Annotated in this window: 18 protein-coding genes, 2 tRNA genes and 1 pseudogene; 10 read left to right on the top strand and 11 right to left on the bottom strand. The window is 65.9% G+C overall.

From position 1 onward, the window contains the following. The first annotated feature begins 65 nt into the window (after window positions 1-65). Together O6X71_RS15995 and O6X71_RS15990 are read left to right on the top strand one after the other, a co-directional pair. Window positions 66-2,174: an HAD-IIB family hydrolase gene (locus tag O6X71_RS15995; RefSeq protein ID WP_353466708.1), complete on the top strand. Its 2,109-nt coding sequence runs from the start codon at window positions 66-68 to the stop codon at window positions 2,172-2,174. Then, window positions 2,171-3,037 carry a glycosyltransferase family 2 protein gene (locus tag O6X71_RS15990; RefSeq protein ID WP_353466707.1) on the top strand — a complete coding sequence of 289 codons (867 nt, stop codon included), beginning with the start codon at window positions 2,171-2,173 and terminating at the stop codon, window positions 3,035-3,037. Before O6X71_RS15995 ends, O6X71_RS15990 begins: the two co-directional genes overlap by 4 nt. A gap of 147 nt (window positions 3,038-3,184) precedes the next feature. Here O6X71_RS15990 and O6X71_RS15985 read toward each other — a convergent pair whose 3' ends face one another. Then, window positions 3,185-4,291 carry a glycosyltransferase gene (locus tag O6X71_RS15985; protein ID WP_353466706.1) on the bottom strand — a complete coding sequence of 369 codons (1,107 nt, stop codon included), beginning with the start codon at window positions 4,289-4,291 and terminating at the stop codon, window positions 3,185-3,187. Beyond that, window positions 4,288-5,148, bottom strand: coding sequence for a hypothetical protein (locus O6X71_RS15980; RefSeq protein ID WP_353466705.1), 861 nt, complete (start codon window positions 5,146-5,148; stop codon window positions 4,288-4,290). The genes O6X71_RS15985 and O6X71_RS15980 overlap by 4 nt, the downstream gene beginning before the upstream one ends. Window positions 5,149-5,245: 97 nt before the next feature. Here O6X71_RS15980 and O6X71_RS15975 point away from each other — a divergent pair, with 97 nt between their 5' ends. Then, the gene (locus O6X71_RS15975; protein WP_353466704.1) at window positions 5,246-6,073 is read left to right on the top strand and encodes a response regulator; all 828 of its coding nucleotides are present in this window, start codon (window positions 5,246-5,248) and stop codon (window positions 6,071-6,073) included. Between the two features lie 102 nt (window positions 6,074-6,175). Next, complete coding sequence (locus O6X71_RS15970) at window positions 6,176-7,018, top strand: amidohydrolase family protein (RefSeq protein ID WP_353466703.1); 843 nt, start codon at window positions 6,176-6,178, stop codon at window positions 7,016-7,018. Here O6X71_RS15970 and O6X71_RS15965 read toward each other — a convergent pair. The 6 genes and pseudogenes from O6X71_RS15965 to moaA all read right to left on the bottom strand — a co-directional run bounded on the left by O6X71_RS15965 (window position 7,015) and on the right by moaA (window position 11,576). Further along, window positions 7,015-8,451, bottom strand: coding sequence for a mannitol dehydrogenase family protein (locus tag O6X71_RS15965; RefSeq protein WP_353466702.1), 1,437 nt, complete (start codon window positions 8,449-8,451; stop codon window positions 7,015-7,017). The genes O6X71_RS15970 and O6X71_RS15965 overlap by 4 nt on opposite strands. Then, window positions 8,448-8,678, bottom strand: a pseudogene (locus O6X71_RS15960) (altronate dehydratase); the annotation flags it as partial. The gene O6X71_RS15965 and the pseudogene O6X71_RS15960, both read right to left, overlap by 4 nt. A gap of 373 nt (window positions 8,679-9,051) precedes the next feature. Further along, window positions 9,052-9,303, bottom strand: a complete 252-nt coding sequence (locus tag O6X71_RS15955; protein ID WP_353466700.1) for a hypothetical protein — start codon at window positions 9,301-9,303, stop codon at window positions 9,052-9,054. 320 nt (window positions 9,304-9,623) lie between these two features. Next, window positions 9,624-9,698, bottom strand: a tRNA-Asn gene (locus O6X71_RS15950). 88 nt (window positions 9,699-9,786) lie between these two features. Further along, the gene (locus O6X71_RS15945; protein ID WP_353466699.1) at window positions 9,787-10,566 is read right to left on the bottom strand and encodes an NAD kinase; all 780 of its coding nucleotides are present in this window, start codon (window positions 10,564-10,566) and stop codon (window positions 9,787-9,789) included. After that, a complete protein-coding gene (moaA, locus tag O6X71_RS15940) occupies window positions 10,563-11,576 on the bottom strand; it encodes a GTP 3',8-cyclase MoaA (RefSeq protein WP_353466698.1) in 1,014 nt (337 codons plus the stop codon). Before moaA ends, O6X71_RS15945 begins: the two co-directional genes overlap by 4 nt. Before the next feature lie 124 nt (window positions 11,577-11,700). Between moaA and O6X71_RS15935 the strand changes: the two genes are divergently transcribed. The 6 genes from O6X71_RS15935 to O6X71_RS15910 all read left to right on the top strand — a co-directional run bounded on the left by O6X71_RS15935 (window position 11,701) and on the right by O6X71_RS15910 (window position 20,114). After that, the gene (locus tag O6X71_RS15935) at window positions 11,701-13,374 is read left to right on the top strand and encodes an EAL domain-containing protein (protein WP_353466697.1); all 1,674 of its coding nucleotides are present in this window, start codon (window positions 11,701-11,703) and stop codon (window positions 13,372-13,374) included. Between the two features lie 16 nt (window positions 13,375-13,390). Beyond that, window positions 13,391-13,804, top strand: coding sequence for a YybH family protein (locus tag O6X71_RS15930; RefSeq protein WP_353466696.1), 414 nt, complete (start codon window positions 13,391-13,393; stop codon window positions 13,802-13,804). A gap of 29 nt (window positions 13,805-13,833) precedes the next feature. Beyond that, window positions 13,834-14,820 (top strand): DUF2891 domain-containing protein, encoded by a 987-nt coding sequence (locus tag O6X71_RS15925; RefSeq protein ID WP_353466695.1) that lies wholly within the window; start codon window positions 13,834-13,836, stop codon window positions 14,818-14,820. Between the two features lie 69 nt (window positions 14,821-14,889). Next, window positions 14,890-17,004 (top strand): prolyl oligopeptidase family serine peptidase, encoded by a 2,115-nt coding sequence (locus O6X71_RS15920; protein WP_353466694.1) that lies wholly within the window; start codon window positions 14,890-14,892, stop codon window positions 17,002-17,004. Between the two features lie 16 nt (window positions 17,005-17,020). Next, the gene (locus O6X71_RS15915; RefSeq protein WP_353466693.1) at window positions 17,021-18,802 is read left to right on the top strand and encodes a DUF885 domain-containing protein; all 1,782 of its coding nucleotides are present in this window, start codon (window positions 17,021-17,023) and stop codon (window positions 18,800-18,802) included. 268 nt (window positions 18,803-19,070) lie between these two features. Then, window positions 19,071-20,114 (top strand): rod shape-determining protein, encoded by a 1,044-nt coding sequence (locus O6X71_RS15910; RefSeq protein ID WP_353466692.1) that lies wholly within the window; start codon window positions 19,071-19,073, stop codon window positions 20,112-20,114. A gap of 117 nt (window positions 20,115-20,231) precedes the next feature. Here the strand turns inward: O6X71_RS15910 and O6X71_RS15905 are convergent. The 3 genes from O6X71_RS15905 to O6X71_RS15895 form a co-directional block, all read right to left on the bottom strand. Further along, window positions 20,232-20,307 (bottom strand) — tRNA-Ile (locus O6X71_RS15905). A 136-nt stretch (window positions 20,308-20,443) separates the two neighbouring features. Continuing rightward, window positions 20,444-20,710, bottom strand: coding sequence for a hypothetical protein (locus O6X71_RS15900; protein ID WP_031393308.1), 267 nt, complete (start codon window positions 20,708-20,710; stop codon window positions 20,444-20,446). Between the two features lie 154 nt (window positions 20,711-20,864). Beyond that, window positions 20,865-22,268: a M20/M25/M40 family metallo-hydrolase gene (locus O6X71_RS15895; RefSeq protein ID WP_353466691.1), complete on the bottom strand. Its 1,404-nt coding sequence runs from the start codon at window positions 22,266-22,268 to the stop codon at window positions 20,865-20,867. Window positions 22,269-22,320: the final 52 nt, after the last annotated feature.

Genomic DNA, 22,320 nt, shown 5'->3' with positions numbered 1-22,320 from the left:
GGGTTTTAAGTGTCATCGCCCCGGAACTCGGCAACCCCGCGAGCGGTTCCTTCGATGAATCACAGATGAACGGGGCAAAGGTGTTCGTTTTACATATCGCGTTGCAGGGATGTTTGCGCGCAACCGACGTGGAATACGGAATTACCGCCGATACCGGGGGCCACATTCGGTACCTGCTGGACCTGGTCGCTGCCAGCGGCCGTAATCCGGCGATCGACCGGATGGAAATCGTGACGCGCGCGTTCCACCACGTGGCCTATGCCGAATGCTATGCCGAGCCGATCGAGACGATCGACGGCACCACGCGCATCGTCCGCCTGCTGACCGCGTCCGATGCGTATCTCGTCAAGGAAGACCTGTGGACCGAGCATGACAGCCTGGTCGAAGCGCTGGTGGCGCACATCGCTACGCTCGATCGCGCGCCCGACGTCATGCATGCGCACTATGCCGATGCCGGACTGATCGCGGCGCGCGTTTCTGCACGGACCGGCATCCCCTATGTCTTCACCGCGCATTCGCTCGGTCGAGTGAAGCTGGCTGCGTTTGATCGTGATTGCGCGGAAACCGCGGGTCTCGATCGCCGGATTGCGATCGAAGAGGAAGCCATTGCCGGGGCGGCCGGGATCATCGCCTCGTCGCGCGACGAGGCTGAAGTCCAGTATGCCGATTATGATGCATATGATCCCGGTCGCATCCGCGTGTTCGCGCCAGGTAGCGATCTGAAGCAGTTCGCGAACTGTGGCACCGATGCTCGCGTAGATGTGCTGATCAACCGGTTCCTGGACGATCCCGCCAAGCCTGTGATCCTCGCGATTGCTCGTCCCGTGACTAAGAAGAACCTTGCGGCGCTCGTCCATGCTTATGGCCGGTCACCCGCGCTTCAGGTCGCGGCTAACCTCGTGATCCTGGCGGGCACGCGTGACGACAGTGCGACGCTGGAGCCTGAGATTCGCGACAACATTGCCGAACTGCTCCAGTTGATCGACCGCTACGACCTGTACGGCAAGGTCGCCTATCCCAAGCAGCACCGACCGGACGATATCGCCGCCGTATATGCTCATGCTCGAATCCGGCGCGGCGTCTTCGTCAATCCGGCGCTCAATGAACCGTTCGGGCTGACTTTGCTCGAAGCGGCGGCCAGCGGGTTGCCCGTGGTCGCGACCGACAGCGGTGGGCCGAACGATATCGTAGAGACCTGCGGCAACGGCATCCTCGTCGATCCGCGTTCGCCTAGCGCCATCACCGATGCGATCCTGAAGATACTGGACGATCCGGCGCTGTGGTCGCGCTACTCAGCAGCAGGATCGGTAGCGATCCGTGCCTATGACTGGGACCGGCACGTACAACTTTATACCGGTTTGCTCGCAGAGGTCGTGAACGCCGCGCCTGCGGTCATGGATCGGAAGCCGGAATTGTTGCTGGTGTCGGATATCGATGGAACGCTGCTCGGCTGTGCAAAAGGCGTCGACGATTTTACCGCGTGGCACGAGGCGCAGACCGATGTCGCGTTCGCGATCGCGACCGGGCGCAGCTTCCACAGCGCGATGGCGGTACTCGGGCAGCATGATGCGCCACGGCCTGAAATCCTGATCACCTCGGTCGGCTCGGAGATCTATTACCGGACGGTGCGCGGTGCCGTGTACGACCGCGATACCGAATGGGACGGGATCATCGCCGCCGGCTGGGACCGCGAGGCGGTTGCCGCGCTGATCGGGCAACATGCCGGACTGACGCCGCAGAGCCCGCTCGAACAGCGCCGGTTCAAGCTCAGCTATTTCGCGGATGGCGACATGGCGGCGGCCGAGCGGGTGCGGGCTTTGCTGGCGGAACACGGCCATAGCTGTTCGATCATCCAGAGCCACGGCCGTTATCTCGACATCCTGCCGCATGCCGCGTCGAAGGGTACCGCGGTCGAGCATGTCCGCCGTCGCCTCGGTCTCGAACCGCGACAGGTGATCGTCGCAGGCGACAGCGGCAATGATATCGAGATGCTGCGATCGTCGCGTCATGCGATCATCGTCGGCAATTATTCGGACGGCCTGGGATCGCGCGCGGACCTGGCGCACGGCTATGTCGCGATCGGCCATCATGCGCGCGGCGTGATCGAAGGCGTGGCGTTCTTCCGCGATGCCGCCGCCGGGATCGACGTAGAGGGTATCAGGAGAGCATCGTGACGTCCTCGACGGTCAGCGTGCTGACGCTAGTGCGCGGACGCCGCGCGCATCTGGTGAACCTGATCGCCGGCCTCAACGCATCGACGCGCAAGCCCGACGAACTCGTGATCGCGTACATGCAGGACGCGCCGCACGCCGATCTCCCGCCGACGGACTTTCCGGTGCGCGCGGTGCTCGTCGATGGCGAGGCGATGCCGCTGGCGGCGGCGCGCAACCGTGCGGCGGCGGCTGCGCATGGGGATCAACTCATCTTCCTGGATGTCGATTGCGTCCCTGCGCCGACGTTGGTCGAGCGCTATGCGGCTACGGCGATTGAGCCGGGCGGTATTCGGTTGGGCGAGGTGCTGTATCTCCCCGCCGGCGCGCTGGATGCCGGGGTGGACTGGGACAGGCTCGACCGGGTCGGCGTGCGTCACCCGGCCAAGCCACCGATCGCGCCCGATGACATACGGCCGACGCCCAGCCACGGCGAGCTTTGGGGCCTGTCGTTCGCGATCTCCGCGGCGGACTGGACGCGGGCAGGGGGGATGGACGAGCGCTATGTCGGCTATGGGGGCGAGGAAACCGACTTTGCCGCGCGGCTCGAACGTGCCGGGGTGCCGATGTGGTGGGTCGGTGGTGCGCGGGCGTATCACCAGCATCATGTCGTCCACACGCCGGCCTACCAGCATTTCGACGCGATCATTCGCAACGCGCGGTTGTTTCGCGGGACTTGGGGGCGGTGGTGCATGGACTATTGGCTGGGTCATTTCGCCGAGCGCGGGCTGATCGCTTGGGGTGCGGATACGATCACGGTGTTGCGGGGGCCGACTGCGGAAGAGGTGGCCGCGTCGAGAATGCCGCCGGAGGTTTTGTTTAGCTGAGATGCGGGGAAGTTCGCGGCGTTCTCCCTGCGACCCAAGTCCGTCACCCCAGCGAAAGCTGGGGTCTCCGTCGGGGCAGGTGACCGGGGTCTCATGACAAGATCCCAGCTTTCGCTGGGATGACGGATAAGGTGAGGCGTCCCCCGGTTAAGTAGAAGCAGGCGCCCAAAGCGAGACCGCCAGTTCCTCCAGATAGTCCGCGGCGACCTTAGCTGCATCCGCGTCGTACAGGTCGGCGAGCGCGACGGGATCGAGCGCCTTCGCGGCGTCGAGGATGCCGCGCCACGGTGCCAGCGCCCCTGGCCATGACGGCAGCGCGACCGCCGCGCCAAGCTCCGCGAGACGTTCCGCCTTGCGTGTCTGTTCGCCGAAATACCGCCATTCGGGCGCGCAGACATATGGCCGACCGACGCGCGCGATCTCGTGCACGGTGTTGTCGCCGGCCGATGCGATGACGACGTCGGCGGCGGCGATGTGGTCGGTGACGCCGGGCACCCAGCCGAGTTCGACAAGGTTGCCGAAGTCGGTCTCATGCCCCTCGCGGTGGACCGGCCCGAGCACCAGCCACAGCGCATCGGGCACCGCGCGCGCCGCCATCGTCAGCGGCGCGTAGGGCGTGCCGGCGCCGCCGCCACCGGTGAGGACGACGATGATTTCCTTGGTCGGATCGAGGCCGAGCTTCGCACGCGCCTCAGCCTTGGTCGGGACGGGGTCGACCGTCGTGCACAGGCCGCCGGCGTAGCACGTGTTGGCGCGGACCCAGTCCGGCGTGTCCGCCTGTTCGAGCGCCTCGCCGAAGGGTGCGAGCAGGCCGACGCTCGCCTGGTAGGCGCCCAGATGACCGGGATCGAGGCGGTCGCCGTGCATGCGGATGCTGATCGCGGGCACGCTCGCGATCCGGGCGAGCAGCGCGATCTCGGCGGAAACGTCGACCACGAACAGCGCCGGATCGACGTCGTCGAGATGGTCGATGATCGTCCGCATCGTCGCGCGGGTATTCGCGACGCCGAGCGGAACGCAGTGCATCACCTCGGGCGTCGCTTGCGCGAACAGGCCGGGCGTCGGCACCGGTGCGCCGATCATGTCGGGCAGCGCGGCGATCGTGATCGGTCGCTCGAACCCGTCGAACAGCGACGGCTTGGCGGTCAGGATCGTCACCGCGCGCTCGGCAGGCAACTCGCGGATGATCGCCATCGCACGGTTGGCGTGGCCGCGACCCTGGTGATGGATGAAGAACGTGATCGGCTTGGTCATGCCGAACGTTGTACCGATCCAGCCTCCGATGGCGATTGATATCGATCAGCATAGTTCGCGCTCAACCCGAACACAGCCTCGACCTCGGGATCGAGCCACGCGGTGATGTGTTCGGCATCAGCAGGCGCGAGTTCGGGATAAGCCGTCGGAACATAGGGCGCATAGCCTTGCCCCTTGTAGCTGGTGATCGGCACATATTCTTCGCGCCGCGGGATGCCGGTCGCCTCGGACAACGCCTCGACGAACGCCGACGGCGCGCGCGCGAACGCATCATAGCCCAGCAACGCGACGTTGTGCGTCCGGTTGGTCAAAGACGCCCAGTGGCGGAGTTTCGCGGTGCGCTTGGCGATGCAGTTGGCGAAGCGTTCGCCGGTTTCCGGATCACGCTCGTGCAGCATCTCGTCGCCCTGCATCGGATGCCCGGGCTCGATGGGGCCGAAATGATCGTCCCAATAGCTGTGCCACTGGCTGCGGATGAACACGTCGAACGGCTCCGCCTTGAGGTCCGGATGCGCGTGCCAGGGCTGGCGGTGAAGGCTACGGGTCCAGTCGAACGCATCGCGCGCGACGACCAGCACCAGCGTATCCTTCACGAACAACGTCTGCGGCGGCACGAACCAGTGCTTGAAGCCGAATTCCTCGGTGATCGTCACGCTCGGCATGTTCGCCTCGATCGCGCGCGTGACGAGGTTGGTACCGCTGCATCGCTGGCCGTAAACCTGGACTCGCGTGATCGGTACGTCGCCCCGCTTGAGGATCCGCAGGCCCTCCAAAGGCTGGAGCCAGTTCAAGGGTTTAACGTGCGGTTTGGCGGGCGTCGACATGGGGAATGCCGCTAGCGCCGACTGGCGCTTCATACAACCATCCCACCTCGCAGCGTGCCGGGGAACCGCTTCGACGATCACGGTGGCTTCCGGAAACATAGCGGACAAACGCCGGGTCCATGCGGCCGCCATGATCGCGAACCATCACGGCTTGCCCGGCCCTGCTTCGTACGTTCCTAACGGGAACACTTTTAACACCAGCGAGACCCTGCAACCGGCGACCGCGCGGATCGTCATCGTCGACGACGATCCGGGCTTGCGCGATCTGCTCACCGAGTTCCTGATCGATCATGGACTTCAAGCGGAGGCCGTCGAGAGCGGAGCGGCACTGCGCCAACGTTTGGGGCAATCGCCGTGCGACCTGATCGTGCTGGACATGATGATGCCGGGCGAGGACGGGCTGTCGGTCCTGCGGACGCTCCCGCAGGGCGCCGGCGCACCAGGGGTAATCATGTTCTCCGCGCTCGGCGGCGAGATCGACCGAGTGGTGGCGCTCGAACTGGGCGCCGACGATTACGTGACGAAGCCGTCCAGCCTACGTGAGATCCTGGCGCGGATCCGCTCAGTGTTGCGGCGTCGGGCGACGGGCGGGCCGGCTCCGGAGGCTTCCCCAGTCGTCGAGGGCGTGCATTCGGGAGCGATCGACATTTTCGCGTTTGCCGGTTGGATGCTCGACTGTCGGATGCGCGTGCTTCACGCACCGAACGGGATGATCATCCGGTTGACCGACGGCGAGTATCAGCTGCTCGTCGCATTCGTATCGGAGCCGCAGGTGGTACATTCGCGCGACGCGATGATCGCCCGGTCGGGACGGACCGAAAGCATGGCGCGTGGGCGCACGATCGACGTCAACATCAGCCGGTTGCGGCGGAAACTGCTGGCGTTCGATCCGACGGAGATCATCCGGACGGTCCGCGGAAACGGCTACATTTTCATGCCGACGGTCGTCGCGAAATAGCGTTCGGTCACGGCGGCACGTCGATCCGATTGCTGCGCTGGCGTGCACGCGGTACGTTCTTTGGATGCAGACGCAGCCGACCAGCCAGCCGAGACTCGCGGCGTGACTCGTATCGATGCGCACCAGCATTTCTGGACCTATTCGCCGTCTGCATTCGACTGGATCGATACCGACAGCGTGCTCGCTCGCGACTTTTCGGCTTCCGATCTGATGCCATTGTTGGACGGCGCCGCGATCGACGGCTGTATCGCGGTACAGGCGCGGCAGAGCGAGGCCGAGACCGACTGGCTGTTGGAGCTCGCGGCTGCGCATCCGCGGATCATGGGCGTGGTCGGCTGGATCGATCTGCGGGCCGGCGACATTGCCGAGCGGCTGGAGACTTGGTCGGGATCGTCCAAACTGGCTGGGTTTCGGCATATCGTCCAGGACGAGCCGGTCGACGATTTCCTGCTGATGCCCGACTTCGTGCGCGGGGTCCGGGCGACGGTCGAGCGCGGTTTCAGCTATGACATTCTCGTCAAACCTCGTCAGGCGATTCATGTCCGTCGCTTCTGCGATCTGGTCGCGGCGGGGTGTTCAACGGCGCCGCGGCTGATCCTCGATCATGGTGCGAAGCCCGCCATCGCGCACGACGGCTGGGAGCCTTGGGCGGACGCGATCGCCGACATGGCGCAGGTGCCGTCGCTTTATTGCAAGATATCCGGGCTCGTCACGGAGGCGGATCACGCGACGTGGACGGCGGACCAGATCGCCCGGTATCTCGATCACCTGCTTGCGTGCTTCGGGCCCGATCGGCTGATCTTCGGCTCCGACTGGCCGGTCTGCCGCCTTGCTGCCGAGTATCGCCAGGTCGTCGACCTGATCGACGGGTTCGTCACGCGCGCTTGCCCGGAGGCGCGGGACGGGGTCTTCGGCGGCAATGCTCGGGCGGCCTATGGGGTCTAGAGGTTCACCCCCGACCAATCGCCGCGGCTGATTCGTTCCGCCGCATCGGCGACCGCGGACCGGGCGGCTGCGTCCTCGCGGAGTTCGGGGGGGAAGCCCAGTCCGGCATCGATCAGACGCGCGACGACCTCGGCGGCCGTTCCATCGCGTGCCGCAGAGGCGAGGCGATCGCCGGCGGGATCGACGATCGGGGTATTGTCGCGGGCACGTTGCATCAGGAAGGCGACCCATGCGCCGAGCGCGGTGACGACCCCCGCGGGCATGCGACCCGCGCGGCGGTTTGCGACGAGTGTATCGCGCAAACGGTAAGGAAGCTTCTGTGAACCGTCCTGCGCGATCTGGTCGAGCCGGTGGACGATGACCGGGTTGCGGAACCGCTGGAGCACGGCGGCGCGGTAGGCATCCAGGTCGAGGCCGGGGGTGTGGGCTAGCATCGGGATGATGTCATCGCGGATCATCGCATCAACGAACCGGGCGAGCGCCACGTCGTTCATCGCGTCAGCCACGCTCGCCGCGCCGCGTAGCAGGCCGATATAAGCGAGCGTCGAATGCGCGCCGTTGAGAATCCGCAGCTTCGCCTTCTCGTAGCTGGCGACATCGGTCGTAATGGTCGCGCCGACCGACGCGAGATCGGGACCGAGCGGCGTGCCGATGTCCTCGATCACCCACTGTGCAAAGGATTCGCGTTGGACCGCGGCGAGGTCTTCGAGACCGATCGCTTGGGCGACGTCGTCGTAGAGTGCAGGATCGGACGCGGGCGTGATCGAATCGACCATCGTGGACGGCACCCGCACTTCGCCGGCGATCCAGTCCGCCAAGTGGGTATCGCCCACGCGCGCGAAGGCTACCAGAGCGGCGTGGAGCTTGGCGCCGTTGCTGGCGAGATTGTCGCATGGCATCGGCACGAACGGCGCGATCCCCGCATTCCGGCGCGAGGCGAGACCCGCGACCAGCCATCCGACCAGGCTGCGCGGCGTTGCCGTCCCGGCGAGGTCATGGACGATATCGGCGTGCGACAGGTCGAGTGTGCCGTCGGCGGCGAGACAATAGCCCTTCTCGGTCACGGTCGAGGTCACCAGCCGTACCGCGGGATCGGCGAGCAGTGCGTGCGTTTCGGTCGCGTCGTCGGGCCCTAGGAACCGGCAATGCGCTCCGATCACGCGGTTCGTTGACTGAGCGTCGCGGATCGCGAGCGTGTAGAGCCCGTCCTGCTCGGCGAGTGCTGCGACCGTCCGCTTGCTGCGCATCGAGACCGCCGCGATGCCCCAGCGCGGGTCATCACTCAACAGCGCGTCGATATACGCCGCCTGATGCGCGCGGTGGAATGCGCCCGGCCCGAAATGGACGATGCCGATCGAGGGAAGGGGGCGGCTGCGCGGGCTCTCGATCGTCGCCGGCAGTTTGTCGAGCGTCGCATGGGTCAGTCGTGTCAAAGCGTTACTCCACGTTTCCAGATCGCGATTTCGCGTTCGCCATTGCGCTCGGGGGCGGTCTCGCGGCCCGATGCGATCGCGGCGATGCAGTCGAGCAACGCCGTTTCGGCCGAGGCAAACCCCTGGTCGAGGACCTGCCCGGCGTCGAAATCGATCCAGCCGGGCTTGCGCTGGGCAAGGTCGGTGTTCGACGCGATCTGGATCGTCGGCACGGGAAAGCCGGGCGGGTGCTGCGGCAGGTTGCGCGGAATAGCCTGAGACAGGGTGAGCACGGCGTCGCCGGTATCGATCCGGTCGCCGATATCACCGTCGCGTAGCAGGGTCGCGACGCTATCGCCTGCTTGGACTATCACTGCATCGACCATTCCGGACCATCCGCTCCATTTTCGCGTGCAGGATCGCATAGTATCAAATTGGCGCGCGACGCACGAATAAAGCTATCGGGGAGCGTCATCGGATCGAGCAGGGCGCGCGTGGCTCCGCGACGATTATTGGTAGCTCAGCGCTTTTTGAGAGCCAACGGCAATGAAGTCCGTGTTTCGACGTGGCTTCAGCCGAGCCCAGGTCGATTGGACCGGTGCATGACACCGGTCCAACAGATTAGTTGCTGTCGGAATCGTCGCCATCGTCGATCGCGAGATACAGACCACCACCGACCGCAACGGCGGCAAGAGCGATGATGATGAAACCACCGTCGGCGACCTTGGACTTCTTGACGGTCGGCGTGCCGACGCGTGCCGACTGGATCGTCGAGAGGCTGGATGCCGGGTTGGCCGAAGCCGCATTCGCTGCAACCGGAGCGGCTACCAGCATGAGGCCAGCCGATGCCGTGGCAAGTGACTTAAGAAACATGAAATCTCCACTGTTTGAGTAAGACTTCATCCTAAACCACAAAGTATCTTAACATGAAATAAGTTTCATAAAACAAAGAATGTCGGTCAGGCCTAAGTGTCGGTAGAATATAAGAATTTGCGCGCATACCCGCCAAATCCCACCCACCGCGAACGTGTCTCGCCTGGGATTTGTTTTGAGCTCAGACTTTTAGATACCTGGGGGAAGCGCAGGTTAGACGTTGTCGCAAGAATGACTGCAACTGGCTGAGCAGATTTGAAAAACGGGGTTCCCGCCTACCGGCATCTCGCGAAGAAGCGAGGACTTGTCCGGCTGGAAAATGGCTCCCTGAGTAGGATTCGAACCTACGGCCACTCGATTAACAGTCGAGAGCTCTACCGCTGAGCTATCAGGGAACGTTGCCGGAGGCGGCTCTATAAACGGCCGGTCGGACGATGCAAGCGGGTTTCGCCGCAAAAATGCAAAGTCCGCGATAAACCGCGTTCAGGCGACGAACTGTTCCATCGTGATCCGGTCGTCCAGTGCGTGCTCGGGATCGAACAGCAGCGTGAGCTCGCGGGCGCGGTCCATGCAGATGTCGACCTGCGCGACGTCGCGGATCTCGCGCTGGTCGGCGACCGCGGAGACGGGGCGCTTGCCGGGGTCGAGTACGCGGATGCGGATGCGTGCTTTGTCGGGCAGGATCGCGCCACGCCAGCGCCGGGGGCGGAACGGGCTGATCGGGGTCAGTGCCACCATGCCGGAGCCGAGCGGCAGGATCGGACCGTGCGCGGAAAGGTTGTACGCGGTCGAACCGGCCGGCGTCGCGACGAGGATGCCGTCGCAGGCGAGTTCGGCGAGGACGACGCGGTCGTTCACCGTGACTTCGAGATTAGCGGTCTGGCGGGTCTCGCGCAGGAACGAGACTTCGTTGATCGCGGGCAGCGTGTGGGTGCGGCCGTCGACGCCGATCGCGGTCATGCTGAGCGGGATGACCTTGAACGGTTTCGCGCGCTCCAGCCGGTCGGTCAGGCCGTGGTGGCGCCATTCGTTCATCAGGAACCCAACGGTGCCGAGGTTCATGCCGAACACGGGAACGGGTGGCTTGCGGCGCTCCAGCATCGTGTGCAGCGTCTGAAGCATAAACCCGTCGCCGCCGAGCGCGATGATGACGTCCGCGTCCTCGACCCGCACCCACTCGCCCATGTCGGCGAGTTCCGCTTCGGCGGCACGAGCAGGCGGGGTATTGGACGCGACCAGCGCCCGCCGCTCGTACAGGCTCATCCGCCGGTGACGCTCATGTGGCGTGAGACCGCGGGGCCTTCGCCCTGGCCGATGCGGAAGTCGTGCGCCTTTGGCTTGGCGAACAGACCAGCGTCGATGGCTTCGTCGAGGCCAGCGGTGCCACCTTCGCGCAGGGCCGCCTTCAGATCGACCTGATCATCATGGCCCAGGCACATGTAGAGCTTGCCTTCGGTGGTCAGGCGCACTCGGTTGCAGCCGTCGCAGAAATTGGCGGTCAGCGGCGAGATCAGGCCGAGGCGGGTGCGCGTGCCGTCGACGTTCCAATAGCGCGCGGGGCCGCCGGTCTTGTGCGCGTCGCGGGCGAGCGTGAACTGCTGGCCGAGATCCTCGAACACCTTGGTCAGCGGCAGGAAGCGGTCGGTACGGTCCTCGTCGATAGCGCCGAGCGGCATCGTCTCGATCAGTGACAGGTCGAAGCCCTCGTCGCGACACCAGGCGAGCATCGGTGCGATCTCGTCCTCGTTGAAGCCCTTCAGCGCGACCATGTTGATCTTGATCGCGAGCCCCGCGTCGCGTGCGGCGTAGATCCCGCCGATCACCTGCGACACGTCGCCGTGGCGGGTGATGTAGCGGAAGCGCTCGGGATCGCGGCTGTCCATGCTCACGTTAACGCGGCGGATGCTAGCATCGACCATCGCCTCGGCATGCTGCGCGAGGCGCGTGCCGTTGGTGGTCATCGTCAGCTCTTCCAGGCCCGATCCGATGTTGTGACCCAGGCGCTGGACCAGTTCGGCGACATCGCGGCGTACCAGCGGTTCGCCACCCGAAAGGCGGATCTTGGTCACGCCGCGCGCGATAAATCGTTCGGCAATGATCGCGATCTCTTCGAGGCTCAGCAGCTTGCTGCGCGGCAGGAACGTCATCTTTTCGGACATGCAGTAGCGGCAGCGCAGGTCGCAGCGATCGGTCACCGAGATCCGCAGATACTTGATCGTGCGACCATGCGTATCGCGCAGCGGCTTTTGCTCGAGGGTGGGCGCGATCGTCATCTCCTCCGAGCTAAGACCTGACTGTCCCACTAACAAGGCCGGATCGGCTGGTATTGGATTGGCGCGCGGCGATACGGCGGCTAGGCTCGCACCGATCGAGCGAGGTGCGACGGATATGGAAGACATGCAGATCGCAACGACGCTGTTCGCGGTATCGTTCCGTCAACGTGATGAGATCGCGGAGATTTTAGCGAGCGCAGGGGCCGGTGCGGGGTGGCAGGCGGCGGTCGTGGGCGATGCCGAAGGGTTGGAAAGCCGGTTCCTGGGAAGCGGTGCCGCGGTCGCGTTGATCGATGCGCGCGGTGCGCTCGACGACGGACTTTCGGCGACGCGCAGGCTGGGCGGGTTGGTCGCTACCAACGGTGCCGCGTTGCTGGTGCTGGTATCGCGCGGCGATGTCGAGGCGATCGGCGAGTTCTTCGATGCGGGCGCGACGCAATTCCTCGCGAGTCTGGCCAGCGAAGGCGAACTCGTCCAGGCGCTGCGGTTCGCGGGGCGCCATGCCGCACGCGCATCCGGCGGCGCGATCGATCGGCGCGGCATACCGGGCGCGTCGCACTATGACAGGGAGACCGGCGAAGCGCGGCGCTGGATCGTCAGCCGTATCGCAGAGGAGCGGCCGGTGGCGGTGGTGCTGGTGGCGCTGTCGCGCCTCGACATCGTCAATGCGGCGCATGGCCGTCCCGCGGTGGATGGCCTGATCGAAGCCGCGGTGTTGCGCGCGGAGACGGTCGCGCGCCAGGCAATCGGCGTGGATGCGATGGTCGCTCGGCTTGGCGGGTCGGAGTTCGTGCTGGTGATCGAGGCGGCCGGGGCCGCGGTGACGGCGGCGATCACCGCGCTGGACGCGGCGCTCGCGCGCCCGTTCGCGGTGGCCGATACGCGCGCGGTACTCGGATGCCGCTTCGGCGTGGCGCAGCGCCAGCCAGGCGACGACGCGGCGGCATTGTTGCGCCGGGCGAGCGAGGCGCTGGCCGAGGCGAAGGCGAGCGACGGATCGGTGCTGCACGTGGCGCTGCCCGACGGAGTCGCGCCGATCGATGCGCTGGCGATCGACCTGCACCATGCGATCGAACGCGACGAGATCGACCTGCGCTGGCAGCCGCAGGTCGAGATCGCGAGCGGCAAGATCACGGGGGTCGAGGCCTTGGCGCGCTGGAACCACCGGGCGCTCGGGCCGCTCGGGGCGGATACGTTGTTCGACGCCGCCGACCGGGCCGATCTGGGCATCGCGTTGTCGGACCATATCCAGCGGCTGGTGCTGGCGCGTGCGGTCGCGTGGCCGGAGGTTTTGGGGACGTTGCGCGTGTCGCTGAACCTGACCGCGGCGGATATCACGCGGCCCGGGTTTGCCGCGCTGTTCCTCGCGCGGATCGACGAGAGCGGCTTTCCGCGCGGACGCCTGACGGTCGAGATTACCGAGACGGGGTTGATCGAAGACCTCGCGGCGGCGTCGGCGTTGTTGGCGGAACTGCGCGGGGCAGGGTGCCGGGTGGCGATCGACGATTTCGGGACGGGCTATTCGAGTCTCGCCTATCTGAAGTCGCTGCCGCTCGATTACGTCAAGATCGACAAGTCGCTGGTCCGGGACATCGACGGCAGCGCGCGCGACCGCGTGGTGGTCGCCGGCGCGATCACGATGGCGCGTTCGCTGGGCCTCGCGGTGATCGCCGAGGGGGTCGAGCGACCGTCGCAGCTCGAACTGCTCGCCGCGGGTGGATGCAGCCTGTACCAGGGCTTCCTGCTGTCCGAACCGGTGGGCGAGGCAGCCTTGCTGGACTTGATGGCGCGGGAGTGACGCACTGATGTGATCCATGATGATACCCCTCGCGATCGTCGCGATCGCGGCACCTGCGATTGCGCAGACGCCCGCCGAAATCGCGATCCGCAAGGGCATGGAAGCGAGCGCGGCGGGCTGGAACGCGGGCGATCTCGCGCGGTTCATGGACATCTATGCCGAGGACGCGGTGTTCGTGACGCCGAAGGGACTGCTCCGCGGCAAACCGGCGATTGCGGACAAATACCGGTCCAGCTTCAGCGGCACGGGCAATGCGCGCGGCAAGCTGTCGTTCGCGTTCCTGGAGATGCGCGGTCTGGATCCGGCGCATGCGATGCTGTTCGCACGATGGACGCTGACCGGGGCGTCGACCAGCGAAACGGGCATGACGACTTTGGTGTTCGAGCGGCGTGGTGCGGCGTGGAAGATCATTTCGGACCACAGCAGCTGAATGGCCGGCGAACGATGTAGGATGACACGATGACACAGCGGCTCGACCGCGCGACTGCGGCGCGATTTGCCAGGCTGACGCTGGGGCATCTGACGCGCGAATGGCCGTACAAGCTCGACCAGGTGCTCGACGGGCCCGGTGACCTGGCATTGCCGAAAACGCTTCATCCGGTGTTTCACGGCAGTTTCGACTGGCATAGCTGCGTGCATGGCTGGTGGCAGGTGATGCGCCTCGCGCGGCTGTATCCCGACATGGTGGAGGCCGCCGCGGTCGAGGCGCTGGCCGACCGGATGCTGGTGCCCGCGCTGATCGCGGGCGAGGTGGCGTATCTCGATCGACCGGGCACGGGCGGGTTCGAGCGGCCCTATGGCTGGGGATGGTTGCTCGCGCTGCATGACGAACTGGCGCGGCGTGTCGATCGGCCTTGGGCGGCGGCGGTCGAGCCGTTGGCACGCGCGTTCGCTGCGCGGTTTGCGGCGTATCTGCCGAAGCTGATCTACCCGGTGCGAAGCGGCAAGCATGATTGCACCGCGTTCGCTCTAGTCCACGCGCTTCGCTGGGCGCGGACGCACGACGCGTCGCTCGCCGCGTTAATCGAGGCACGCGCGAGGGACTGGTATGGCGACGACCGCGACTGTCGGCCGTTCGAGCCTAGCGGGGAGGATTTCCTGTCGGCGACGCTGTGCGAGGCGGCGTTGATGAAGGACGTGCTCGGCGTGGAGTTCGCGCCGTGGTTGGCGGCGTTCCTGCCCGATCCGTTCGGTGCCGCGACGGCGTGCTTGCGCTCTCCCGCGATCGTCAGCGACCGGTCGGACGGCCGGCTCGCGCATCTCGATGGCGTGAACCTGTCGCGCGCGTGGTGCTGGCGAACGATCGCCGACGCGCTGCCCGATCCTGCCGCCGCTCGCGCGATCGCCGACGCGCATCTGGCAGAGGCGCTGCCGCATCTCGCGGACGATTACATGGGCGAGCATTGGCTGGCGACGTTCGCACTGCTCGCGCTGGAGGCCGACTGATCTGAAGAGAAGGGGCTGGCGTAGCGGACCGCGCTGCCTACAGTCGCATCACTGAACGATAAGAGAGTGATGATGCAAAGACGCCTGCCGTTCCTGGCCTTGCTGGCCCTTTCCACGACCGCGTTGGCCCAGAATTCGGCTCCGCCGCCCGCCGCCGATCCGAACGCGTATCTTGAGGACATCCACGGCACGCGTGCGCTCGATACGGTCAAGCGGTGGAACACGCAGTCGCTCGCCGCGCTCGAAGCCAAGCCGGGCTATGCGCGCTACCGCCAGCGTGCGCTCGACCTGTTGCAGGCAGACCGCCAGATCGCGACGCCCGACCAGATCCTCGGCGATCAGGTGCTGAACCTGTGGCAGGACAAGACGAACGTGCGCGGGCTGTGGCGGGTTGCGTCGCTGGCGTCGTTCACCAGCGGCAAGCCGGAATGGCGGACGCTGATCGACGTCGATGCGCTCGGCAAGGCCGAGGGCAAGAGCTGGGTGTGGAAGGGCGCGACGTGCCGCTCTCCGTCGTACGATCGCTGCATGGTGGCGCTGTCGAACGGCGGCGGCGATGCGGTCGAGGAACGCGAGTTCGACATCCCCACGGGCAAGTTCGTCGCGGACGGTTTCGTCGTGCCGAGCTTCAAGACGGGGCTGAACTGGGCCGGGCCGGACGCGCTGTACGTAGCGACCGATTTCGGCGCCGGCAGCCTTACGAAATCAGGCTATCCGCGCACCGTGAAGCGGTGGCAGCGCGGCACGCCGCTCTCGGCCGCGGCCACCGTGACGAGTGCGACGACGGACGATGTCGGGATCGAGACCAGCGTCTTCACCGATGGCGACCGGCGCTATCCGCTGGTGTCGCGCAACGTCGATTTCTTCCATTCGAAGCGCAGTCATATCGCCGAGAATGGCCGGCTGGTGCCGTCGCCGTTGCCCGATGACGCGGAGATCAACGCCGTCCTCGATGGCCGGTTGATCGCGACGCTGGCGTCCGACTGGAAGGGGATCCCGAGCGGGTCGGTCGTGGCGTACAGCGTCGCCGACGTGCTGGCGGGCCACGCGCCGACGATCGAGCGCGTGCTGGTACCGACCGCGAAGCAGGCAGTGGAGCAGGTCGATTCGAGCAAGTCGGTACTGTGGGTGAAAATGCTCGACGACGTCTCTGGCCGGCTCGTGTCGCTGACGCGCGGCGCGGATGGCGTCTGGACGCAAGGTGTCGCGGCGCTGCCGACCGCGTCGACGATCCACCTCGAGGCGACCGCGGGCAAGGACGACGTCGCCTTCGCGGTGGTCGAGAGCTTCCTCAGCCCGCCCGCGCTCTATGCCGTCCGGCCCAACGCCAAGCCGGTGGCGGTCGACACGCTGCCCGCGCGGTTCGATGCCTCGACGATGCAGGTCGAACAGCGGTTCGCGACGTCGAAGGATGGCACGCAGATCCCGTATTTCCTGGTGCGGAAGAAAGGCACGACGGGGCCGGTGCCCGCGCTGGTCCACGCGTACGGCGGGTTCCGCAACGCGCAGACGCCGACCTACCTCGTCGACCAGCCCTATCGTTCGGGCCCGGCCGGACTGTTCTGGGTCGAGGAGGGCAACGCGTTCGTGCTCGCCAACATCCGCGGCGGCGGCGAATACGGACCGCGCTGGCACCAGATGCCGCTGCGCGAAAATCGGCAAAAGGCGTATGACGATCTCCACGCGGTCGGCGACGATCTTGTCCGGACCGGCGTCAGCGCCAAGCGGAAGATCGCGGTATCCGGTCGGTCGAACGGCGGCCTGCTGGTCGGCGTCGCGATGGAGCAACGTCCCGATCTCTACGGCGCGATCGTGATGGGATCGCCGCTGCTCGACATGCAGCGCTATTCGCATCTGTCGGCGGGCGCGTCGTGGATCGGCGAATATGGCGACCCGGACAAGCCGGCGGACTGGGCGTTCATCTCGAAATATTCGCCGTACCAGAACCTGAAACGCGGCGTGAAATACCCGACGCCGTTCATCTACACCTCGACCGAGGACGACCGCGTCCACCCCGGCCACGCACGCAAATTCGCCGCGCGGCTGGAGGCCTATGGCGACCCGTTCTTCTATTACGAGAACCCCGAAGGCGGCCACGCGGCGGGCGCCGACAAGATCGAGGACGCCAAGCGCGCCGCGCTCGTTACCGTCTATCTGAACGCACAACTCGCGCCACAACGCTGATCGTCAGGAATCCATGATGCGTAATTTCCGTCTGTTGCTCGGCGCCGCGATGCTCGCGCTGCCCGTCTCGTCGATCCCTGCGCCCGTGCTGGCCGCGCAAGCGAACGAGACGTCGGCGTTCGCGTCGCTCTCGAAGCGCTACGTCGATGGCCTCGCCCGCCTCAATCCGTCGTCGGCGACATCGCTCGGCGATCACCGCTTCGACGCACAGGTCACCGACATGTCCGTCGCAGGGCGCGCCAAGCGAGAGGCGTTCTCCAAGGCTATGCTCGCCGATCTCCAGCGGATCGACCGCAAGGCCCTTTCGCGCGAGGAGCAGGTCGACGCGGCGCTGCTCGACAATGCGCTGCGCTACGACATCTGGGATACCGAGACGCTCGGTGGATGGGCGTGGGATCCGCAGGTCTATAACGACATCGCCGGCAGCTCGCTCTATTCGCTCGCCGCGCGCGATTTCGCACCCTGGCCGCAGCGCCTGAACGCGGCGACCGCGCGGATGGCGGCGCTCCCCGCATTGCTGGCACAGGCCCGCGCGAACATCGTCCCCGCCCGCGTACCGTCGATCTACGCGACGACCGTAGCGAAGCAGAACAGCGGCATCGTCGACATCGCCGAGACCATGCTCGCCCCGCACAAGGGCGAATTGTCGGCAGCGGACGCCAAGCGGTTCGACGCCGCGCTCGTCAAACTGAAGGCGGCGGTCGCCGAGCATCAGGTCTGGCTCGACAAGACGCTCGTCCCTGGCGCGAAGGGCGACTTCCGCCTCGGCGCTGCGCTCTACGACAAGAAGCTCGGCTTCGCGCTGCAATCCGACCTCACCCGGGCCGAGATCAAGCGCCGCGCGCAGGCCGCGATCGTCGACACGCGCGCGCAGATGTACGCGATCGCGCGCCAGATATTCGGCGCCAAGAAGGGCGCGCTGCTGCTGCCCGACAAGCCGTCCGAAGCGCAGCAACAGGCCGCAATCCAGCTCGCGCTCGAACTCACCTACGCCAAGCGCCCCGCCCGTGACGGCATGATCGACGCCTCGACCAAGGCGCTGGCGCAGGCGACCGCGTTCGTCGGGGAGAAGGGACTGGTCGGCATGCCCGACAGTCCCGTGAAGATCATCACGATGCCCAAGTTCCAGCAAGGCGTGGCGGTTGCGTACTGCGATTCACCCGGCCCGCTGGAGAAGAACCTCGGCACGTTCTTTGCCGTCTCGCCGATCCCCGACGACTGGACCGAGGCGCAGGCGACCTCGTTCCTCAGCGAATATAACGATTACATGATCCACGACTTGGCGGTGCACGAGGCGATGCCGGGGCATTACCTCCAGCTCGCGCATGCCAATGCGACCCAGTCGACGCTGCGCGCGGTGCTCGGTTCGGGACCGTTCGTCGAGGGCTGGGCGGTGTATGCCGAGGGCATGATGGCGGACGAGGGCTATCTGAACGGCGATCCGCTGTTCAAGCTCACCGTGCTCAAGATGCGGCTGCGGTCGATCTCGAACTCGCTGCTCGACATCGGCATCCATACCGAGGGGATGACGCGCGAGCAGGCGATGCAGCTGATGACGCACACCGCGTTCCAGCAGGAGCGCGAGGCGGCGGGCAAATGGGTCCGCGCGTCGCTCGGCTCGACGCAGCTGCTGAGCTATTTCACCGGCTATTCGGAGCACATGGCGCTGCGGGAAGAGGCCAAGAAGCGGCAGGGCGCGGCGTTCGATCTCAAGCGCTACAACGACGCGCTGCTCGCGCATGGTTCGCCCCCGGTGCGCTACGTCCGCGAACTGCTGTTCGACCTGCCGATCGGATGACGGCAGGAGGGTGCGCGTAACGCATATCCCGCGGTCGATCCGTTCATCGGCATGGGCGGCGAGGGGCATGTCTTGCTCGGCGCAGTACGCCGTTCGGAGCCCACCGCGACCCTATTCGATGACATCGTACGGAGAATGCCGTCGTGATCGTCGTTGGGTTCGCCCGTCCGGGCGCAGAGCGATTGACGCGGATCGCACTACGCCAACAGCGTATGGTTTCATACAGTGGGCACGGCAACGGGCGCACGCTTTCAGATTGTCACAGCCCATGCGTCTTCCTCGCCTGTTCAGCCGCCCGTCGAACGACATGGCGATCGATCTTGGAACGGTAAACACCGTCGTCTATCTGCGCGGTCAGGGCATCGTCCTGAACGAACCGTCCGTGGTGGCGATCGAAACGCGCAATGGCGTACAGCAGGTGCGCGCGGTGGGCGCCGAAGCGAAATTGATGATGGGCAAGACGCCCGACGGGATCGAGACCATCCGGCCGATGCGTGACGGCGTGATCGCCGATCTCGATGTCGCCGAGCAGATGATAAAATTCTTCATCGAAAAGGCGCATGGCGGCCCCAGCCGGCTGCCACGCCATCCCGAGATCGCGATCTGCATCCCGTCCGGCGCGACCCTGGTCGAGCGTCGCGCGATACGCCAGGCGGCGTCCAATGCTGGCGCGCGCAAGGTGTATCTAATCGAAGAGCCGATGGCGGCGGCGATCGGTGCCGGACTGCCGGTGACCGAGCCGGTCGGGGCGATGATCGTCGATATCGGCGGTGGCACGACCGAAGTGGCGGTGCTGTCGCTGCGAGGACTTGCCTACAGCACGTCGGCGCGGGTCGGCGGCGACAAGATGGACGAGGCGATCAGTTCGATGATTCGTCGCAAGCACAATCTGATGATCGGCGAAGCGACCGCCGAGCGGGTCAAGCTGGCGGTCGGCATGGCGCGGATGCCGGAGGATGGGATCGGCGAGGTCATGCGCGTCAAGGGACGCGACCTGCGTGCGGGGGTGCCACGCGAGATCGAGGTGACGCAGGCGGATATCGCGGCGTCGCTGGCTGATCTGATCGGCCAGATCGTCGAAACCGTGTTGACCGCGCTGGAGAAGACCGAACCCGAACTGGCCGCCGATATCTGCGATCAGGGCATCGTCATGACGGGCGGCGGATCGCTGCTCGCGCGGATCGACGAAGTGTTGTCGGACGCGACGGGGCTGCCCGTCACGGTCGCCGAGAACGCGCTGACCTGCGTCGCGATCGGTGCGGGCCGCGCGATGGAAGAGCCGATTTATCAGGGTGTGATGACGGAAATCTGAGTTGGGGGAACCCCGGCGCTCTGCGGTTTCGGCAACGTCGGCATGCACTGCACGTCGTGAAGGTCTCGAACCCGACATCGGTATTCAAGCGCTTGGCTCGATGACGGGGAGAGGGGTTGGTGGGCCCGGCAGGAATCGAACCCGCAACCTAGCCGTTATGAGCGGCCAGCTCTAACCGTTGAGCTACAGGCCCCACCGGCGCATGCGTTAGCGCAAGCGATCCGCCCGCAAAAGGGCGCACAAGCAAAACGGCAAAGAAAAAGGGCGCTCCCGAAGGAACGCCCTTTCCGACACTAATACTCTATCGAGCGCGAACGCCCGACAGGGTCTTAGTTCATGTTGTCGGTCTTCTCGTCGGCAGCGTCACGGACGTTGTCGGCAGCTGCGTTCATGTTGTCAGCAGCGTTCTCGAGCACGTCGGTAGCGACTGCGTTCGAGGTGTTGTCCGCCATGGCGTCCATGTTGTCAGCCTGCATTTCCATGTTGTCAGCCAGCATGTCCGCGTTGTTCTCAACTGCGGCGGCTTCTGGCGACTTGCTGCAGGCTGCGACGGACATCAGGCCGGCGGCAGCAGCGATCAGAACGATCTTCTTCATTCGAATGCTCCCAAGCATAGTTTCACTCGCGGCCGACCCGATTGCCGTCGCGAAGTCACGTCAAATAGCGGCCCCCGGCGGGCGGTCAATCCGCTAAATTCATCTGTCCGCAAGGTTTGCGGCAGAACGATGACAGATTGGTTCATGCAATTCGTCACTTCTGGGGCACAATTGACCCGATTTCCTCGGGTGCATTGGCCACCGTCGCGATCACCGTGGTCCAGGCCGCGACGTTCTGGCGGAGCTGTTCGGGGTCGATCAGATCCAGCGTGTCCTCGGGCGTATGGTGATAGTCGAAGTAGCGCAGGCCCGACTGGTTGAGGTCGATTCCGGCGACACCCGTGGCGATCACCGGGCCGACATCGGTGCCGCCGTGCGGGGCGTCGGCACCGCGGACGATCCCGAGCGGCGCGAGCGCGACCGCCAGGCGATCCTCGATCGGCTTGGCGGCGTCGGGCAGGCTGCTCTCGAACCGCCAGACGCGATCGGCACCGAAATCCGATTCGGCGGCAGTCGCATGGCGTTCGCCGGCGTGCGCCTTGGCGTAGGCGGCTCCGCCGAAGCCGCCGCTCTCCTCGTCGCCGAACCAGACGACGCGGATGGTGCGGCGTGGGCGCTGGCCGCCGTCCATGACGATCTTGGCGGCCGCCGCGGTGATCGCGATGCCCGCGCCGTCGTCGATCGCGCCGGTGCCGAGATCCCAGCTGTCGAGATGGCCACCGACCAGGACGATCCCGGCCTTGGGATCGGTGCCGGGGACTTCGGCGACGACGTTGCCCGATTCGCGCATGCCGACCTGCTTGTCTTCGAGCACCAGCTTCAGCGTCACCGGCTTGCCGAGCTTCACCAGCCGCTCGACATGCTCCGCGTCCGCGACCGACAGCGCGGCGGCGGGGATCGGCGTCACGCCCGCGTCGAAATTGGTGTTGCCCGCGTGCGGCCCGCGGCCGTGATCGGTGCCGATCGACCGGATCACGATCGCCGCCGCGCCTTTCTTGGCGGCGACGTTCGGTCCGACGAAGCGCGCGGTGCCCTGCGATCCATAGCTCGACCCGTCCTGCGTCGGCTGCATCGCGTTCGAGACGAAGGCGATCTTGCCCTTCAGGCTGCCGTCAGCGGCGAGCGCCAGATCATTGTACGTCGCGAAATACACGATCGGCAGGGTCAGCCCGCCCGGCGGCGTCGCGCCCGAATTGCCGAGGCCGACCAGGTGCAGCTTCTGCGCATAGGGGGCGACCAGCTCACCACTCTCCGTGCCACGCGACCATACCGGCAACTGGTATGGCTCGATCCGCACGTTCTTGAACCCGAGCGCCTTCAGCTTGGCGACCGACCAGGCGCGCGCCCGCGGCGCCGCCTCGGTGCCGGTCATCCGCGGGCCGACCTCGGTCGTGATCCCCTCGACGATCTTGTACGCCGTATCGTCGGTCAGTGCCTTGTCGCGCAGCGCCGCGACCTTCGCGTCGACCGCGGTTGCGGGGGCAGCGGTGCGCTGCGCGGCAAGAGGAGCGGCGGTGATTGCGGCACAGGCCGCCAGAAATGGTGCGATACGCGTCATCAGCAATTCCCCTTGGTGTCGGCCTCCTTCGTTAGGTCCCAGCTCGCGCGTT

This window comes from Sphingomonas faeni (assembly GCF_040407505.1).
GTDB lineage: Bacteria > Pseudomonadota > Alphaproteobacteria > Sphingomonadales > Sphingomonadaceae > Sphingomonas > Sphingomonas faeni_E.
The sequence above is the reverse complement of the archived record's forward strand: the minus strand, read 5'-3'. Positions and strand labels throughout refer to the sequence as shown.

Excerpts from the sequence above, each read along its gene's own strand:
- moaA (WP_353466698.1), bottom strand. The coding sequence starts at position 11,576 with ATGACGATCGCGCCCACCCTCGAGCAAAAGCCGCTGCGCGATACGCAT.
- O6X71_RS15955 (WP_353466700.1), bottom strand. The coding sequence starts at position 9,303 with ATGTTTCTTAAGTCACTTGCCACGGCATCGGCTGGCCTCATGCTGGTA.
- O6X71_RS15920 (WP_353466694.1), top strand. The coding sequence starts at position 14,890 with ATGATGCAAAGACGCCTGCCGTTCCTGGCCTTGCTGGCCCTTTCCACG.
- O6X71_RS15910 (WP_353466692.1), top strand. The coding sequence starts at position 19,071 with ATGCGTCTTCCTCGCCTGTTCAGCCGCCCGTCGAACGACATGGCGATC.
- O6X71_RS15900 (WP_031393308.1), bottom strand. The coding sequence starts at position 20,710 with ATGAAGAAGATCGTTCTGATCGCTGCTGCCGCCGGCCTGATGTCCGTC.
- O6X71_RS15995 (WP_353466708.1), top strand. The coding sequence starts at position 66 with ATGAACGGGGCAAAGGTGTTCGTTTTACATATCGCGTTGCAGGGATGT.
- O6X71_RS15985 (WP_353466706.1), bottom strand. The coding sequence starts at position 4,291 with ATGACCAAGCCGATCACGTTCTTCATCCATCACCAGGGTCGCGGCCAC.
- O6X71_RS15925 (WP_353466695.1), top strand. The coding sequence starts at position 13,834 with ATGACACAGCGGCTCGACCGCGCGACTGCGGCGCGATTTGCCAGGCTG.
- O6X71_RS15945 (WP_353466699.1), bottom strand. The coding sequence starts at position 10,566 with ATGAGCCTGTACGAGCGGCGGGCGCTGGTCGCGTCCAATACCCCGCCT.
- O6X71_RS15935 (WP_353466697.1), top strand. The coding sequence starts at position 11,701 with ATGCAGATCGCAACGACGCTGTTCGCGGTATCGTTCCGTCAACGTGAT.
- O6X71_RS15975 (WP_353466704.1), top strand. The coding sequence starts at position 5,246 with ATGATCGCGAACCATCACGGCTTGCCCGGCCCTGCTTCGTACGTTCCT.
- O6X71_RS15930 (WP_353466696.1), top strand. The coding sequence starts at position 13,391 with ATGATGATACCCCTCGCGATCGTCGCGATCGCGGCACCTGCGATTGCG.
- O6X71_RS15915 (WP_353466693.1), top strand. The coding sequence starts at position 17,021 with ATGCGTAATTTCCGTCTGTTGCTCGGCGCCGCGATGCTCGCGCTGCCC.
- O6X71_RS15980 (WP_353466705.1), bottom strand. The coding sequence starts at position 5,148 with ATGAAGCGCCAGTCGGCGCTAGCGGCATTCCCCATGTCGACGCCCGCC.
- O6X71_RS15895 (WP_353466691.1), bottom strand. The coding sequence starts at position 22,268 with ATGACGCGTATCGCACCATTTCTGGCGGCCTGTGCCGCAATCACCGCC.